We start from the raw sequence: 14,672 nt of genomic DNA, 5'->3' as shown, positions 1-14,672 counted from the left end.
ACAGTCCGGTCAGCCCACGAACCGGGGTGGGGATAACCCCCGGTCAGGTCCGTGGGATGTCCTCATGCCGGCTGCCCGTCCCGACGACGTAAGTTGTGACGGCAAGCAGGCGCTGACACGGGGAGGTGGTCCGGATGACGGTTGCTGCGAACCCGGTCCCCTGGGCTCCGTGGCGGCTGTGGCGTTCGCCGTACTTGTGGTTGGCAACGATCCACCTGCTCGGCGACGCGGTGGTCGTGCTGACGTCCGGCCTGCTGCTCCTGCTGACCGTCGGTATCGGGATCCTCGCCTTTCCGCTGGCGTTCATCGGGATCCCGCTGACCGTCGGCGCAAACCGATTCGTTTACTACCTGGCCGGCTGGGAGCTCGCCCGGGCGCGGATCACCCGTGGGCAGCAGATCCAGCCGTTGATACCGCCGCTGCCGACCGGTTCCCGGATCGCCGACGCACGGCAGGCGGTGACGGACCAAGGACTGTGGCGGCAGTTCCTGTACTACGTCCTGCTGTTGCCGCTGGCAATGACCTGGATCGTGCTGATCGTGGTCGCCTGGTCGATCCCGCCGGTGCTGATCGCGCTACCGGCGTACTACTCGCACTTCGCCGCCTCGCAGGCGCAGCTCGGGCCGTTCGTGATCGACACGGTCACGAAGGCGTCGGTGGCGTCGGCGATCGCGGCGCTCTTCCTGCTGCTGGCATCGCCTTGGCTGATCCGCGCGGCGTCGGCCCTGGATGCGGAGCTCGCGCGATCGCTGCTCGGGCGATCCGAGACCGGAGCGCTGGCGGAGCGCGTCTCCCAGCTGGTGACGAGCCGGCAGCAGGTGGTCGATTCGGTCGAGGCCGAGCGGCGCCGGATGGAGCGCGACCTGCACGACGGCGCGCAGCAGCGGCTCGTGTCGCTGGCGATGACACTAGGGCGGGCGAAGAACCGGTTGGGCGACAAGGAGCCCGCCGTACGCACGCTGATCGAGGAGGCGCATTCGGAGGCGATGCAGGCGATCGCCGAGATCCGCGATCTGACGAGGGGCCTGCATCCGCCGGTGCTCACCGATCGTGGTCTGGACGCGGCGCTGTCCGCGGTTGCGGCCCGCTCACCGGTGCCAGTGCGGCTGAGTGTCGACGTACAGCCCAGACCGTCGCTGACGATCGAGTCGATCGCGTACTTTGTCGTGACGGAGGCGCTGGCCAACGTGGCCAAGCATGCTGAGGCGGCACAAGCGGAGGTGTTGGTGACACGGGTCGGCGACGTACTGCGGGTCGAGGTACGCGACGACGGGCGAGGTGGTGCCGACCCGGCGGGCGGTAGCGGGTTGCGCGGACTGACGGACCGGGTGGCGGGTGTGGATGGACGACTCACGGTGGACAGCCCGGCCGGTGGCGGGACCACGCTGATCGCGGAGGTGCCTTGTGGCTGAGCTGCGGGTGGTGATCGCCGAGGACTCGGTGCTGCTGCGTGAAGGCATTGTGCGACTGCTGGAGGAGCAGGACTGCACGGTGGTCGCGGCGGTCGGGGACGGCGACGAACTGCTGAAGGCTGTCGCGGCGCATCGGCCCGACGTGTGCGTGGTCGACGTACGGATGCCGCCGACGTTCACCGACGAAGGACTGCGGGCGGCGTTGGTGATCCGCGAGCAGTACGCCGACGTCGGCGTGCTGGTGCTCTCGCAGTACGTCGAGGAGCGGTATGCGAGCGAGCTGATTGGTGGGAATCCAGGTGGTGTCGGGTACCTGCTGAAGGACCGGGTCGCCGATGTGGATCAGTTCATCGACGGACTGCGCCGGGTCGCGGGCGGCGGCGCGGCGCTGGACCCGGAGGTGATCTCGCAGCTGCTGGTGCGTTCGCGACGGGTGGATCCGCTGGCGATGCTGAGCCCCCGGGAACAGGACGTTCTCCGCGCGATGGCCGAGGGCAAGTCGAACGGCGGGATCGCCCAGGCGCTGGTAGTCGGTGAAGGCGCCGTGGAGAAGCACATCAGCAACATCTTCCTGAAGCTCAACCTCACGCCGACCGACGGAGAGCATCGCCGGGTGCTCGCTGTCCTCAAGTTCCTGGGCACGTGATGACGAGCGCGCAGCGAAGGATGCTGATCATCGGGCTGGTGCCGTTGCTGGTGCTCGTCATCACCGGCGCCGCGGTGACGTCGTCGTTGATCCGGGGCAAGTTGTCGTACAGCTACTCGGCCGGCTTCGTGCCGGGGGCCGGCGGGGTGCGGATCACGGCCGATGTGCCGACCCAGGTGCTGGCCAGTGTCGACGGGCAGGTGCATGTGAACGTCGACGGCACGTATGCCGTGGCGAAGCCGGACGTGAAGGTGTCCACAGCCGGCGGTCAGTTGCTCGTCGAGACCAGGTGCCCGGACGTGCACTGCTCGGTAGATCTGACCGTGGAGGTGCCGGCATCCGCGGCAGTCCAGGCGAAGGTCGAGACAGCCTCGGCCAACGTGGTCGGCGTCGCGTCACCGCTGAACCTGACGGTCAGCGACGGATCGGCAGACCTGGTGCAGGTGCGGAGTCCGCGCGTCTCGGTGGACGTCCAACGCGGTTCGGCCACGCTGAGCTTCGACAACCCGCCCGACCAGGTGTCGGCGACCACGAGCGACGGATCGCTCACTTTGCGGGTGCCGCGCAGTGCGACGTACGCGATCGACGCGGTCGCCGCACAGGGTTCCACAGACCTCCACGTGCCGAACGATCCCACTGCCACCCGCCATCTCTACCTGCGATCCAGCTACGGCAGCATCACCGTCCAGTAGCTACAGGGCGGCGCAGAAGGTCTTCGCCTTGGCGGTGATCGACGACCAGTTGGCGGCGGCGACGTCGGCGGGCGAGACGACGTCGGTGCCCGCGCTGACGGCCAGAGCGCCGGCGGCGAGGAAGTCGTGGGCGTTGGTGGCGTTGACGCCGCCGGACGGGATCAGCGGCACGCCGGGGAACGGGCCGTTGAGGTCCTTGAAGTACTTCGGGCCGAGGTGGTGCGCCGGGAAGATCTTCACCGCGGCCGAGCCGAGAGCGAGCGCGGTCATCACCTCGGAGGGGGTGAAGGCGCCCAGTACGACGGGGATCCCCGCGGCGCGCGCTGCCTCGGCGACGGCGGCGGCTTCGGGGCCCTGGCCCGGGGTGACGAGGAACTGGGCGCCGGCGTTGATCGCCTGGGTTGCCTGGTCCGCGGTCTGTACGGTACCGGCGCCGACCACTGCCCCGGTCTCGGCGGCGGTGGACGCGGCGCGTTCCAGGTGCCGGGGGAGGTCGGGGGTGGTGTAGGTGAGCTCGACGACATGGATGCCGCCGGCAACCAGTGCGGCGCAGAGGTCGCGGGCGTCGGAGATCTCCGGGGCGCGGACGACGGTCAGCACCCGGTCGGCTCGAAGCAGCTCCACGGTGTTCACAACAAGTTCCTCTCAGCTGGTGGTACGGCGAATGGCGTGCCCGGGGCGGGCGGTCGTTCGGTGCGAGTCGTCGATGACGGGCGTGCCGTTGACGAACACGTACGGAATTCCCTCGGCCTGTTGGCGAGGCTCGGGGAAGGTGGCGGCGTCGCGAACGGCCCCGGGATCGAACAGAACCAGATCGGCGGCGTACCCCTCGCGGACAAAACCCCGGTCGGGCAGGCGGAGGCGGCGCGCCGGGCGGCCGGTCAGATGGTGGATGCAGTCGGCCAGCTCGAGTACGCCGAGCTCGCGGACGTAGTGCGCGAGGTACCGGGGGAAGGTGCCCCACGAACGCGGGTGGGGCTTGCCGCCGACGAGGATCCCGTCCGAGCCGCCGGTGTGCGACGGGTGCCGCATGATCGCGCGGACGTTCTCCTCGTGGCCAACGTGCTGCAGGATCGACGTGGCGAGATCGTCGCCGACCAGCATGTCGAAGAAGATGTCGGCGGCGGGAGTGCCGGAGCGTGCCGAAAGCTCGGCGACAGTGTGGCCGACGGCGTCGGACAGCAACGGGTTGCGTACGCCGCCGATCTCGATCGTGTCCCACTCGACGACGCAGCCGTGACAGCCGTCCGAGCCGACCTGCTCCAGCTCGTAGGTGATCTTCGACCGCGCCGCCGGATCGCGAAGCCGCGAAAGCAACGCGTCCGGCCCGCCCTCGGCGGTCCAGCTCGGCAGGATCGCGGCCAGAGTGGTTGCCCCAGGCAAGTATGGGTACGTGTCGGTGGTGAGGTCGACCCCGCTGGCGAGCGCCTCGTCGATCATCGCGACCAGCTCGACTCCGCGGCCGGCGTTCGGCGCGAAGTTCATCACCGCGTGTGTGAGGTGCAGCGCGCACACGGAACGACGTGCCACGTCGACCATCTCGCTGTACGCCTCTAATGCGCCCTTGCCATAGGAGCGCTGATGCGGGGCGTAGTACCCGCCGTGCTGCGCAATCACCTTGCAGAGCTCGACGAGCTCGTCGGTGCTGGCGAACATGCCGGGCGTGTAGGTCAGCCCGCTGCTCATCCCCACAGCCCCGTCGCGCAGGCCGTCCGCGAGCAGTTGCTTCATCGTGGCAAGCTCATCAGGACTCGCGGGACGGTTGGACGTGCCAACGACCATCATCCGCAGCGTGCCCTGTGGGACCAGGTACGCCGCATTGCAGGCGACGCCCTCGTCGAGGCGATCGAGGTACCCGGCGACGGTCGACCAGGTGAAGTCGAAGTCGTCCGGTTCGCCGTTCCAGCCGGCGATCTGACGACGTACGACTGCCCGCGTCGGATCGTCGATCGGCGCGAACGAGAGCCCGTCCTGGCCGAGCACCTCCAGCGTGACGCCCTGGCTGACCTTCGCGGTGTGGTCGGGGTTGACCAGGATCTGCAGGTCGGAGTGTGAGTGCATGTCGATGAACCCGGGTGACAGCACCAGCCCGTCGGCGTCGATCGTCCGGTCCGCGGCGGGCAGGTCGTTGCCGATGACCACGATCCGCCCGGCGTCGACCGCGACGTCGGCGTGGTACCCGGGGGAGCCGGAGCCGTCGATGACCAGCGCCCCCGTGATGAGTAGGTCGGTCATCTCAGAAGAACGTCCGGACCAGGTCGACGATGACGGGATCGGCCGCGTCCGGGTCGTCGATGACCGGGATCAGGCCCCACTTGTCGAACGCCGTACAGGGGTGGGAGAGGCCGACACGGAGTTCGTCGCCGATCACCACCGACTGCTCGTCGCCGAATCGCAGGTAGCCGTGCTGGTCGTTCAGGTTCGTGACGGTCATCCCGGTGGCCGGCAGGATCGGCGAACCCTCGGACCGCGGCCGGATCAGCTGCGGCTCGGGCCAGTCCTGGTCGAACGGGAAATCGCGACGCCCGCCGTCGAAGATCGCCAGGCCCGGCTCGGGCTGGGACGTGATCCGCATCCAGCCGTGCATCGCCGGGACGAGCTGCTCGCCGTCCGTCCGCGGGTGCTCGCCGAGCGGGGACACCCGGCGGTACAGCCCGTCGTCGTGGGTGATGTACGCGCCCGATCGCAGTACCACCCGGGCGCCGTCGCCGGCCTCGGATGCGAGGACCTTCGCGACCTGCTCGAAGTACTGGCTCCCGCCCGCGCTGACGATGGGTACGACGTCCGCGTCGTACACGCCCTTGAGTCGATGGTGGACCTCGGCCAGGTCGCGCAGGTATGCGCGGACCTCCTCGAGGTTGGCCTCGTCGACCCCATGCCCGATCGCACCTTCGTACCCGGCCACACCGACAAGCCGCAGGGTCTGCGCGTCCGCGATCGCATGGCCGACGGCCAGAGCGGTCTCGGCGTCGCGGGCGCCGGTCCGGCCGCCGATGCCACCGACCTCGACCATCACATCGAGCGGGCGTGCGTCTGGTCCGACGTACGCCGACCGCGCTGCCTCCATGATCTCGACCGTGCGAACCGAGTCGGCCCACACCATCACCTCGAACGACGGGTCCGCCGCGAGCTCGTCGGCGATCCAGCGCAGCTGCAGCGGGGAGATCACGGCGTTCGCGATCAGCACCCGCTGTACGCCGTACGCGCGGGCGACGCCGAGCTGGAAGCCGTTGGCGAGCGTGATCGCCCAGGCGCCGGCGTCCAGCTGCATCGCCCAGAGCGCGGGCGCCATCGTGGTCTTGCCGTGCGGCGCGAGCTCGACGCCGTGGCGCTTGCACCAGGTGTCGAGGGTGTCCACGTTGTGGCGCAGGCCGGGGGCGGACAGCGTCATCAGCGGGGTGGGCAGCTGGGAGAGCCGTGGCCGATCGGCGACGAGCTCGGCGACGGTCCGGCCCCAGAAACCTGGCGGCAGGGCCTTGTCCCGCCAGCTCACCTGCTGGTCAGCGAGAGCGGCGACGGCGGCGGCATCGTAAGCAGGCATCTGATCCCCTGGGGTCGAAGTTGCAGAATACGCAACGCTCATTGCGTATTCTGACTCGTCGGTTGTAGCATCGCGGCCAAAGTTGCGTCAACGCACACCCCATCCCATCACCCCGCCGCCAAGGAGTGCCGATGCCCGAACCGCTCCCTGAGACGGCCGCAGTCTGCATCGGCGAGGCGATGATCATGCTGGCCGGCGGGCCGGGGCCTCTTGCGGATGTCGAGGTGTTCCGGCGGTCGGTCGGCGGCGCCGAGTGCAACGTGGCCGGCGGGCTTGCTGCGCTGGGGATTCCGACGGCGTGGATCTCACGGCTGGGAGACGACGGGTTCGGCCAGCACGTACTGCGGGACCTGCAGCAGCGGCGCGTTGACGTCGGGGGCGTGGAGGTGGATGCGGTCCGGCCGACGGCTCTGTATGTGAAGGAGTCGGAGGACGGTCGGTCGCGGATGCACTACTACCGGACCGGCTCCGCGGCTGCAGCTATGGACCCTGCGTTCCTGGACCGGCCTGCTGTGCGCGAACGGCTCGAGCAGGCGCGGCTGGTGCACACCACCGGCATCACTGCGGCGATCTCCTCGAGCAGCGCGCAGATGTTGGAGCGGCTGGCCACGGAGCCGCGGTCGTTCCTGTTGAGTGTCGACCTGAACTGGCGGCCGATGCTCTGGCGGGACAAGGATCCGGCGCCGCTATGGCGATTGCTGAAGGCGGCCGACATCGTGCTGATCGGGGCGGATGAGGCGGAGGTCTTCGCCGGGACGAGCGATCCGGACGAGTTGTACGAGCGTCTGGGGGCGAAGACCCTGGTGGTGAAGGACGACGCGCATACCGCGATGGTGCTCGAGCCTGACGGACGCACTGAGGTCCCAGCACTGTCCGTTGACGTGGTCGAGACGGTCGGGGCTGGCGATGCGTTCGCGGCGGGGTTCCTGACCGGCACGTTGCAGGAGCTTTCGATGGCCCAGCGGTTGCGGTTGGGGCATTTGACGGCGGCGGCTGTGCTGACCGCGCCAGAGGATCACGCGCCACCTCCGGCGCCGGAGGTGCGGCAGCGGTTGCTGAACTGCTCCGACGAGGAGTGGGCGGCAACGAAGATCGGCCCGGCATGAGCCAAAGCCTCGGTCGGGCGCTGCAGATCCTCACCAGTCTCGGTGAGGGTGAGCGCTCGCTGGACCAGCTCGCCACCGAGCTGGGTGTTCACAAGACCACAGTGCTGCGGCTGTTGCGCACCATGGAGGCAGACCGGTTCGTACGCCGGGACGCCGCGCACCGCTATCGGCTGGGGTCGAGGCTGTTCGCTCTCGCGGACCTGGCCCGCGAGCAACACGTCGTACGCGAAGTCGCCGCACCGCATCTGCGTGAGCTGAACCAGAAGACCGGCCAGACCGTCCACCTGGCGGCCTGGGAGAACGGTGAGGTCATCTACGTCGACAAGCTCGACAGTGTGCGATCGGTCCGGATGTACTCGCAGGTCGGCGTACCGGCTGCGTTGCACTGCACTGCCGTCGGGAAGGTCCTGCTTGCCGCGCAGCCCAAGCGGCGGCGGGAGGCGATCGTCGAGTCGCTGGACTACCACGTGTACACGCCCAACACGATCACTGACCCGGACCGGCTGCGGGATGAGCTGGACGCGGTGGGGGAGCGTGGCTGGGCCCAGGACAAGGCGGAGCACGAGGCGTTCATCAACTGCATCGGTGCGCCGCTGAAGGACAGCACCGGTCGCGTTGTGGGGGCCGTGTCGCTGTCGGTTCCCGACGTACTGCTGAACTATGAGCAGGTGCTCGAACTGCTACCCGAGCTGCTCGCCACCGCCAACGCGATCAGTGCCGACTACAACTGAGAGGTGTCAGACCTGATGTCCGACAAGACCGTCGTCTCCACCACCGACGCGCCGCCGCCGATGCCCGTGTTCTCCCAAGGCGTCCGCAAGGGCAACATCCTGCAGGTGTCCGGCCAGGGCTCGGTCGACCCGGCCAGTGGCGACTTCGTGTTCCACGGTGACGTGAAGGCGCAGACCACCCGCGTCCTGCAGAACATCGAAGCGATCCTGAAGGCCGGCGGGGCGAGTATCGACGACGTGGTGATGCTGCGCGTCTACCTCACCGAGCGCGACAACTTCGCCGCGATGAACGAGGCGTACGCCGAGTTCGTGTCGACCCGCACCCCGAGCGGCGTGCTCCCGTCCCGCACCACCGTCTTCACCGGCCTGCCGCTGCCGGACATGCTGGTCGAGATCGACGCCCTCGCCGTCCTCAGCTGATCCACCCGAAGCCCGGACCCGTCGTGGTCCGGGCTTTGGAATGCCCGCGCGCTTTCCCGCATGGCGGGATATGGTTTCACAATGCAGGAAACCCGCGGATCGGTGCAGTCGATCGACCGGGCTGTGGCGATCCTGCGGTGTTTCGACGCGCGTACTCCGGATCTCGGGATCAGCGATCTGGCCCGGGCGACAGGACTGTCCACGAGCACGGTGCATCGGCTGTTGCTGGCGATGCAGGAGAACGGGCTCGTCCGGCAGACGGCTCACCGGCGGTACGCGATCGGCCCGCTGGTCGTGCAGCTCGCGCACAGCGGTGGGATTCCGGCCGGCCTGCGGGACGCTGCGATGCCAGTGCTCCGTGCACTTCGCGATGACACAGGGGAGACCGCGGCTGTGCACGAGCTGCTGCCGTCCGGGCAGCGCGTCGTACTGGACCAGGTCGAGAGTCACCACCAGTTGCGCCGTACCTACACGGAATTCGGCCTGCCGGTCGCGTTGCCGCTCGGTGCGCCGGGGAAGTCGTTGCTCGCGTTCCTGCCGTTCGAGCGGCAGCAGGAGGTCCTGAAGGGTCCGCTCGAGCAGGTCCAGCCGGCCACCATCACCGATCCCGACGTACTGGCCGAGCAGTTCGCGGACATCCGCCGGCGCGGGTACGCGATGTCCAGAACCGAGCGGACCGCAGGGATCTGCAGTGTGGCGGCGCCGGTGTTCGGCTACTCCGGCCAGGTCGCGGGTTGTCTGAGTGTGTCCGGCCCCGAGATGCGGATGCCGGTGGATCGGATGGAGGAGTTCGGGATGCGGGTCGTCGCGGGTGCCTGGTCGGTGTCGGAGTTGCTGGGCGCCACCCCGGTCGCACGGGACCGCAGTACGGCGCTGGCCGGCGGCCGGTGATGTCCCAGGCCCGAAGTCTCTGGAAGATCGCACCGGCGGTCTATCTGCCGGCCCTGCTGTACGGAATCGGTCAGGGCGCCATCGCTCCGGTAGTAGCGCTCTCGGCAACTCATCTCGGCGCATCGGTAGCTGTGGCTGGTCTGGTCGTCGCAGCAGCCGGACTGGGGCAGGTGATCGGCGACATCCCAGCTGGTGCGCTGACGAACCGCATCGGTGAACGCAAAGCGATGCTGGGCGCCACCGTCCTTGTTGCGCTCGCATTGGCCGCCTGTCTGCTCGTGCAAAGCGTCTGGGGACTAGCCATCGCCATCGGCTGCACCGGACTGGCCGGTGCGGTCTGGGGCCTTGCTAGGCAGGCATATCTCAGCGAGGCGGTGCCGATCGAGCTCCGCGCTCGCGCACTGTCGACGCTGGGCGGCGTACAGCGCATCGGCTCTTTCATCGGCCCGTTCCTCGGTGCGCTGGTGATGAAGTTCCTCGGTACGGACGGTGCCTACTGGGTCCACCTGGTGGCTGCACTGCTTGCCTGTGCGGTCCTGGTGAGCTTGCCCGACGTCGCACACACCCGTGGGCGCACACCAGTCGCCGCACAGTCGACCTGGGTCGTCATCCGCGACCACCTCCCGGTACTGCGAACTCTCGGCGTCGGCGCACTACTAGTAGGAGCCGTCCGTGCGTCCCGGCAGGTGGTGATCCCGCTATGGGCGCTGCACATCGGGCTGGATCCGCAGACGACCAGCATCATCTTCGGACTGTCCGGTGCGGTCGACATGTTGCTGTTCTATCCAGCCGGCTCGGTGATGGACCGGTTGGGTCGCAAGTGGGTCGCCGTACCGTCGATGTTCGTGCTGGGGCTGGCACACCTCTTACTACCGCTCACACACACGACCGTCACATTGACTCTCGTCGCGATGCTGATGGGGATCGGGAACGGGCTGGGCGCCGGCGTGATCATGACGCTGGGTGCGGACGCGTCACCGCAGATCGGACGGGCTCAGTTCTTGGGTGCGTTCCGACTCTTCGCGGACACTGGAAACGGTGCTGGGCCGTTGCTGCTGGCGGGGGCGACAGCGCTCCTCGGGCTGGGGCCGGCGATCGTCATCATGGCCGGAACAGGATGGGCCGCGGCGACGGCGATGCACCGGTGGATCCCGCCTCATCCGCAGCGGATTTGCTAAGCGTGTGTACGCAAGGCACACTGTCTACTGCCGAAGACCGCTGGTTGCTGCCCTAGGTAGCTGAAAGTCCCACTCAGGTGGGCGGCCCGCGTAGGTGACTTGGAAAGTGAAGCACGTTTGTTCACGCCCTTGCGCCTGCGCAGGGGCGTTTCTTTTGTCTCAGGGGTCCTTGGCGTGGAAGCCGATAGAAGGAGACCCCCATGGCGAGGCCGGACAAGGCAGCCGCTGTCGCGGAGCTGACGGACGAGTTCCGTAGCTCCAACGGCGCCGTGCTGACCGAGTACCGCGGTCTCACCGTTGCGCAGCTCAAGGAATTGCGGACTGCGCTCGGTGACGACGTGAACTACGCCGTGGTGAAGAACACGCTGACCAAGATCGCTGCCAAGGACGCAGGTGTCGACACGTTCGACTCGCTGCTCCAAGGCCCCTCCGCGATCGCCTTCATCAAGGGCGATCCGGTGGTTGCGGCCAAGGGACTGCGTGACTTCGCCAAGGCGAACCCCCTGCTCGTCATCAAGGGTGGAGTGCTTGACGGTAAGGCACTCGGCTCTGACGAGATCAGCAAGCTCGCTGACCTGGAGTCGCGTGAGGTCCTCCTCGCGAAGCTCGCAGGTGCGATGAAGGCGGCCCCGCAGCAAGCGGTGTCGCTGTTCGCTGCTCCGCTGTCGCAGGCCGCGCGCCTGTTCGCGGCGCTGCAGGACAAGCTGCCGGCCGAAGCCGCTCCTGTGCAGGATGCAGTGGCGGACGAGGCGCCGGCCGTGCAGGACACGGTCGAGGCACCTGCCGAGGCGAGCACCGAGGAGACCGCTTCAGCCGAAAGCTGAGGCAGATCTCATCCGTAACACCCCATCAGTGATCACCAAGCAACATTTGTCAGGAAGGACCGCCATCATGGCGAAGCTCAGCACCGAAGAGCTCCTCGGCCAGTTCAAGGAACTGACCCTGCTGGAGCTGTCGGAGTTCGTTAAGGCGTTCGAGGAGGAGTTCGGCGTCACCGCCGCCGCCCCGGTCGCCGTTGCCACCGGCCCGGTTGCGGGCGGAGGCGCCCCGGCCGAAGAGGCCGCCGAGCAGGACGAGTTCGACGTCGTTCTCGAGGCCGCGGGCGACAAGAAGATCCAGGTCATCAAGGAGGTGCGCGGTCTCACCAGCCTTGGGCTGAAGGAGGCCAAGGACCTCGTCGAGTCGGCCCCGAAGGCCGTCCTCGAGAAGGTCGACAAGGCTGCCGCGGAGAAGGCCAAGGAGGCCCTCGAGGGCGCCGGCGCCACCGTCACCCTCAAGTGATCTGAGTTACGCTCCGTCAAGGAGCGTAACGAATGTGTAGAGAAGGGCGGTCCCCGCAAGGGGGCCGCCCTTCTGCCATTCCGTGATGGTTAGTATCGCAACCGCTTGACTTCCAGGGGTTACGGAAAACCGTACTCGTGCGTAACCTAGGCCACTGCTCCGTCGTTGATACCGCGTACTCGTCGGTTCGGGGCAGCCAGAAAGATTCCCGTGAGGAGGACCGGTGGGCGTCGAAGTCCGCGTCGAAGGTCTCACCAAGTCCTTTGGTAGCCAGCTGATCTGGGGCGATGTGTCCCTGACCCTGCCGGCCGGTGAGATCTGCGTGATGCTCGGCCCGTCCGGCACCGGCAAGTCGGTCTTCCTGAAGACGCTGATCGGGCTGCTCAAGCCCGACAAGGGACATGTCTGGATCGAAGGCACCGACATCGCCACCTGCAGCGAGCGCGAGCTGTACGACATCCGCCGGCTGTTCGGCGTGCTGTTCCAGGACGGCGCGATGTTCGGCTCGATGAACCTGTACGACAACGTCGCCTTCCCGCTGCGCGAGCACACCAAGAAGTCCGAGTCAGACGTCCGCTCCATCGTGATGGAGAAGATGGAGATGGTCGGCCTGGTCGGCGCCGAGCGGAAGCTGCCCGGCGAGATCTCCGGCGGGATGCGCAAGCGGGCCGGCCTGGCCCGCGCGCTGGTCCTCGATCCCGAGATCCTGCTCGTCGACGAGCCCGACTCCGGCCTCGACCCGGTCCGGACGTCGTTCCTCAACCAGGTGATGATCGACCTGAACGAGGCGTTCAGCCCCACGTTCCTGATCGTCACCCACGACGTGAACACCGCGCGGACGGTCCCGGACAACATCGGCATGCTGTACCACCGGCACCTGGCCATGTTCGGCCCGCGGGAAATGCTGCTGTCCAGCGAGGAGCCGGTGGTCCGCCAGTTCCTGAACGCGCAGATGGTCGGCCCGATCGGCATGTCCGAGGAGAAGGACGCCGAGGAGCTGGCCGCCGAGGCCGGGCAGGAGCTGCCGCCGCTGCCGCCGATCCCGATCCAGCAGCTGCCCAGCAGCGGCATGCTCCGGCCGACCCAGCGCGAGCCGGGCGCCTGGTGCCGGGACAACGGCGTGACTCCGCCCCCGGGTTCGTTCGAGTCGAACGTGGTGGGCGCCAGGTGACAGTGTCTGCAACCGCCCCGCTGAAGCACGCAGGTTCGCTGTTCGCCTTCGCACTCGACACCGGCCGGGCCACGTTCCGCCGGCCGTTCCAGGTGAAGGAGTTCCTCCAGCAGGCCTGGTTCGTCGCGAGCGTGACGATCATCCCGACCGCGCTGGTCGCGATCCCGTTCGGCGCGGTGATCGCGCTGCAGGTCGGCGGCCTGATCAAGCAGTTCGGCGCGCAGGCGTTCACCGGCTCGGCCGCGGTGCTGGCCGTCGTACGAGAAGCGTCGCCGATCGCGACCGCGTTGCTGATCGCCGGGGCTGGCGGCTCCGCGATCTGCGCGGACCTCGGCTCGCGGAAGATCCGTGAAGAGCTCGACGCGATGATGGTGCTCGGCATCGACCCGATCCAGCGTCTCGTCGTACCGCGGGTGCTGGCGACGATGCTGGTCGCGTTCTTCCTGAACGGGTTCGTCAGCGTGGTCGGCGTGATGGGCGGCTACGTCTTCAACGTCGTCCTGCAGGACGGCACGCCCGGTAGCTACATCGCGTCGTTCACCGCGCTCGCACACCTGCCAGACCTGTGGCAGGGCCAGGTGAAGGCGCTGGTCTTCGGGTTCATCGCCGCGGTCGTCGCGGCGTACAAGGGTGTGAACGCGGGCGGCGGCCCGAAGGGTGTCGGCGACGCGGTGAACCAGTCCGTCGTCATCACGTTCATGCTGCTGTTCGTCGCGAACTTCTCGATGACCGCGATCTACTTCCAGCTCGTCCCGCCGAAGGGTGCGTGACGTGTCGGCCCTGATGGACAACCTGGTCAAGAAGCCGTTGAACTCGCTCGACCACCTCGGTGAACAGCTCGCGTTCTACATCAAGGCGCTCGCCTGGTCCGGCAAGTCCGTCACGCGGTACCGCAAGGAGATCTTCCGGCTGCTGGCCGAGGTGACGCTCGGCACCGGCGCGCTCGCGGTCATCGGCGGCACCGTCGGCGTGATCACGTTCCTGGCCTTCTTCACCGGCACCGAGGTCGGCCTGCAGGGCTACTCGGCGCTGAACCAGATCGGTACGTCGGCGTTCGCCGGCTTCGTGTCGGCGTACATCAACACCCGTGAGATCGGCCCGCTGATCGCAGGGATCGCGCTCGCTGCGACGGTCGGTTGCGGTTTCACGGCGCAGCTCGGCGCGATGCGGATCAGCGAGGAGATCGACGCCCTCGAGGTGATGGCGATCCCGTCGCTGCCGTTCCTCGTCACCACCCGGATCATCGCGGGGCTCGTCGCCGTCATCCCGCTGTATGTCGTGGGTCTTCTCTCGTCGTACTTCGCGACCCGGCTCACGGTGACCACGTTCTACGGGCAGAGCACCGGCACGTACGACCATTACTTCCATCTGTTCCTGCCACCCGGAGACGTGCTCTGGTCGTTCGGCAAGGTGCTGGTGTTCTCGGTGCTGGTCATCCTGGTGCACTGCTACCACGGCTACCACGCGACCGGCGGTCCGGCCGGCGTCGGCGTCGCGGTCGGTCGCGCCGTACGGACGTCGATCGTCGTGATCAACGTCGTCGACCTGCTGCTGTCGATGGCCATCTGGGGTACGACGACCACCGTCAGGCTGGCGGGTTGAC

At 67.9% G+C, this 14,672-nt stretch carries 16 protein-coding genes; 13 read left to right on the top strand and 3 right to left on the bottom strand.

Annotation, left to right across the window (positions count from 1 at the left end; translation table 11 throughout):
- The first annotated feature begins 134 nt into the window (after positions 1-134).
- Genes ACQPYH_RS39355 through ACQPYH_RS39345 form a run of 3 tightly spaced genes read left to right on the top strand, consistent with a single transcriptional unit; the run spans position 135 to position 2,750 of the window.
- The gene (locus ACQPYH_RS39355) at positions 135-1,412 is read left to right on the top strand and encodes a sensor domain-containing protein (protein ID WP_432882359.1); all 1,278 of its coding nucleotides are present in this window, start codon (positions 135-137) and stop codon (positions 1,410-1,412) included.
- Between the two features lies 1 nt (position 1,413).
- Positions 1,414-2,058, top strand: a complete 645-nt coding sequence (locus ACQPYH_RS39350; RefSeq protein WP_432894593.1) for a response regulator transcription factor — start codon at positions 1,414-1,416, stop codon at positions 2,056-2,058.
- A 20-nt stretch (positions 2,059-2,078) separates the two neighbouring features.
- Positions 2,079-2,750: a DUF4097 family beta strand repeat-containing protein gene (locus ACQPYH_RS39345; RefSeq protein ID WP_432882356.1), complete on the top strand. Its 672-nt coding sequence runs from the start codon at positions 2,079-2,081 to the stop codon at positions 2,748-2,750.
- On the opposite strand, the gene ACQPYH_RS39340 is transcribed toward ACQPYH_RS39345, so the two are convergent.
- The 3 genes from ACQPYH_RS39340 to ACQPYH_RS39330 are packed head-to-tail and all read right to left on the bottom strand — an operon-like array spanning position 2,751 to position 6,291.
- Complete coding sequence (locus ACQPYH_RS39340; protein WP_432882353.1) at positions 2,751-3,383, bottom strand: bifunctional 4-hydroxy-2-oxoglutarate aldolase/2-dehydro-3-deoxy-phosphogluconate aldolase; 633 nt, start codon at positions 3,381-3,383, stop codon at positions 2,751-2,753. It abuts the gene before it with no gap.
- Positions 3,384-3,395: 12 nt separating this feature from the next.
- The gene (locus ACQPYH_RS39335; RefSeq protein WP_432882351.1) at positions 3,396-4,985 is read right to left on the bottom strand and encodes an N-acyl-D-amino-acid deacylase family protein; all 1,590 of its coding nucleotides are present in this window, start codon (positions 4,983-4,985) and stop codon (positions 3,396-3,398) included.
- Between the two features lies 1 nt (position 4,986).
- Positions 4,987-6,291 (bottom strand): amino acid deaminase, encoded by a 1,305-nt coding sequence (locus ACQPYH_RS39330; RefSeq protein ID WP_432882348.1) that lies wholly within the window; start codon positions 6,289-6,291, stop codon positions 4,987-4,989.
- A gap of 131 nt (positions 6,292-6,422) precedes the next feature.
- Between ACQPYH_RS39330 and ACQPYH_RS39325 the strand changes: the two genes are divergently transcribed.
- From ACQPYH_RS39325 to ACQPYH_RS39280, 10 genes are all read left to right on the top strand, one after another.
- A complete protein-coding gene (locus ACQPYH_RS39325) occupies positions 6,423-7,397 on the top strand; it encodes a sugar kinase (RefSeq protein ID WP_432882345.1) in 975 nt (324 codons plus the stop codon).
- Entirely contained in the window at positions 7,394-8,128 is a 735-nt protein-coding gene (locus ACQPYH_RS39320) for an IclR family transcriptional regulator (RefSeq protein ID WP_432882343.1), read from the top strand. Before ACQPYH_RS39325 ends, ACQPYH_RS39320 begins: the two co-directional genes overlap by 4 nt.
- Before the next feature lie 15 nt (positions 8,129-8,143).
- The gene (locus tag ACQPYH_RS39315) at positions 8,144-8,548 is read left to right on the top strand and encodes a RidA family protein (protein WP_350859617.1); all 405 of its coding nucleotides are present in this window, start codon (positions 8,144-8,146) and stop codon (positions 8,546-8,548) included.
- An 81-nt stretch (positions 8,549-8,629) separates the two neighbouring features.
- Positions 8,630-9,439 (top strand): IclR family transcriptional regulator, encoded by an 810-nt coding sequence (locus tag ACQPYH_RS39310; RefSeq protein WP_432882340.1) that lies wholly within the window; start codon positions 8,630-8,632, stop codon positions 9,437-9,439.
- Positions 9,439-10,617: an MFS transporter gene (locus ACQPYH_RS39305; protein WP_432882338.1), complete on the top strand. Its 1,179-nt coding sequence runs from the start codon at positions 9,439-9,441 to the stop codon at positions 10,615-10,617. The genes ACQPYH_RS39310 and ACQPYH_RS39305 overlap by 1 nt, the downstream gene beginning before the upstream one ends.
- Positions 10,618-10,817: 200 nt before the next feature.
- Entirely contained in the window at positions 10,818-11,441 is a 624-nt protein-coding gene (gene rplJ / locus ACQPYH_RS39300; protein WP_432882336.1) for a 50S ribosomal protein L10, read from the top strand.
- Positions 11,442-11,508: 67 nt separating this feature from the next.
- The gene (gene rplL, locus ACQPYH_RS39295) at positions 11,509-11,898 is read left to right on the top strand and encodes a 50S ribosomal protein L7/L12 (protein ID WP_432882333.1); all 390 of its coding nucleotides are present in this window, start codon (positions 11,509-11,511) and stop codon (positions 11,896-11,898) included.
- 223 nt (positions 11,899-12,121) lie between these two features.
- Complete coding sequence (locus ACQPYH_RS39290) at positions 12,122-13,069, top strand: ABC transporter ATP-binding protein (RefSeq protein WP_432882331.1); 948 nt, start codon at positions 12,122-12,124, stop codon at positions 13,067-13,069.
- Complete coding sequence (locus ACQPYH_RS39285; protein WP_130441531.1) at positions 13,066-13,839, top strand: MlaE family ABC transporter permease; 774 nt, start codon at positions 13,066-13,068, stop codon at positions 13,837-13,839. The genes ACQPYH_RS39290 and ACQPYH_RS39285 overlap by 4 nt, the downstream gene beginning before the upstream one ends.
- Positions 13,840-13,852: 13 nt before the next feature.
- Positions 13,853-14,671, top strand: coding sequence for an MlaE family ABC transporter permease (locus ACQPYH_RS39280; protein ID WP_130443647.1), 819 nt, complete (start codon positions 13,853-13,855; stop codon positions 14,669-14,671).
- Position 14,672 lies beyond the last annotated feature (1 nt).

The sequence above is a fragment of the Kribbella sp. CA-245084 genome (assembly GCF_050942355.1).
In the GTDB taxonomy this organism is placed as follows: Bacteria; Actinomycetota; Actinomycetes; order Propionibacteriales; family Kribbellaceae; genus Kribbella.
This window is presented reverse-complemented; position numbering and strand designations above follow the sequence as displayed.

Coding starts and splice junctions, on each gene's coding strand:
- ACQPYH_RS39330 (WP_432882348.1), bottom strand. CDS start 6,291: ATGCCTGCTTACGATGCCGCCGCCGTCGCCGCTCTCGCTGACCAGCAG.
- ACQPYH_RS39305 (WP_432882338.1), top strand. CDS start 9,439: ATGTCCCAGGCCCGAAGTCTCTGGAAGATCGCACCGGCGGTCTATCTG.
- ACQPYH_RS39355 (WP_432882359.1), top strand. CDS start 135: ATGACGGTTGCTGCGAACCCGGTCCCCTGGGCTCCGTGGCGGCTGTGG.
- ACQPYH_RS39310 (WP_432882340.1), top strand. CDS start 8,630: ATGCAGGAAACCCGCGGATCGGTGCAGTCGATCGACCGGGCTGTGGCG.
- ACQPYH_RS39280 (WP_130443647.1), top strand. CDS start 13,853: ATGGACAACCTGGTCAAGAAGCCGTTGAACTCGCTCGACCACCTCGGT.
- ACQPYH_RS39315 (WP_350859617.1), top strand. CDS start 8,144: ATGTCCGACAAGACCGTCGTCTCCACCACCGACGCGCCGCCGCCGATG.
- ACQPYH_RS39320 (WP_432882343.1), top strand. CDS start 7,394: ATGAGCCAAAGCCTCGGTCGGGCGCTGCAGATCCTCACCAGTCTCGGT.
- rplJ (WP_432882336.1), top strand. CDS start 10,818: ATGGCGAGGCCGGACAAGGCAGCCGCTGTCGCGGAGCTGACGGACGAG.
- ACQPYH_RS39345 (WP_432882356.1), top strand. CDS start 2,079: ATGCTGATCATCGGGCTGGTGCCGTTGCTGGTGCTCGTCATCACCGGC.
- ACQPYH_RS39325 (WP_432882345.1), top strand. CDS start 6,423: ATGCCCGAACCGCTCCCTGAGACGGCCGCAGTCTGCATCGGCGAGGCG.
- rplL (WP_432882333.1), top strand. CDS start 11,509: ATGGCGAAGCTCAGCACCGAAGAGCTCCTCGGCCAGTTCAAGGAACTG.
- ACQPYH_RS39335 (WP_432882351.1), bottom strand. CDS start 4,985: ATGACCGACCTACTCATCACGGGGGCGCTGGTCATCGACGGCTCCGGC.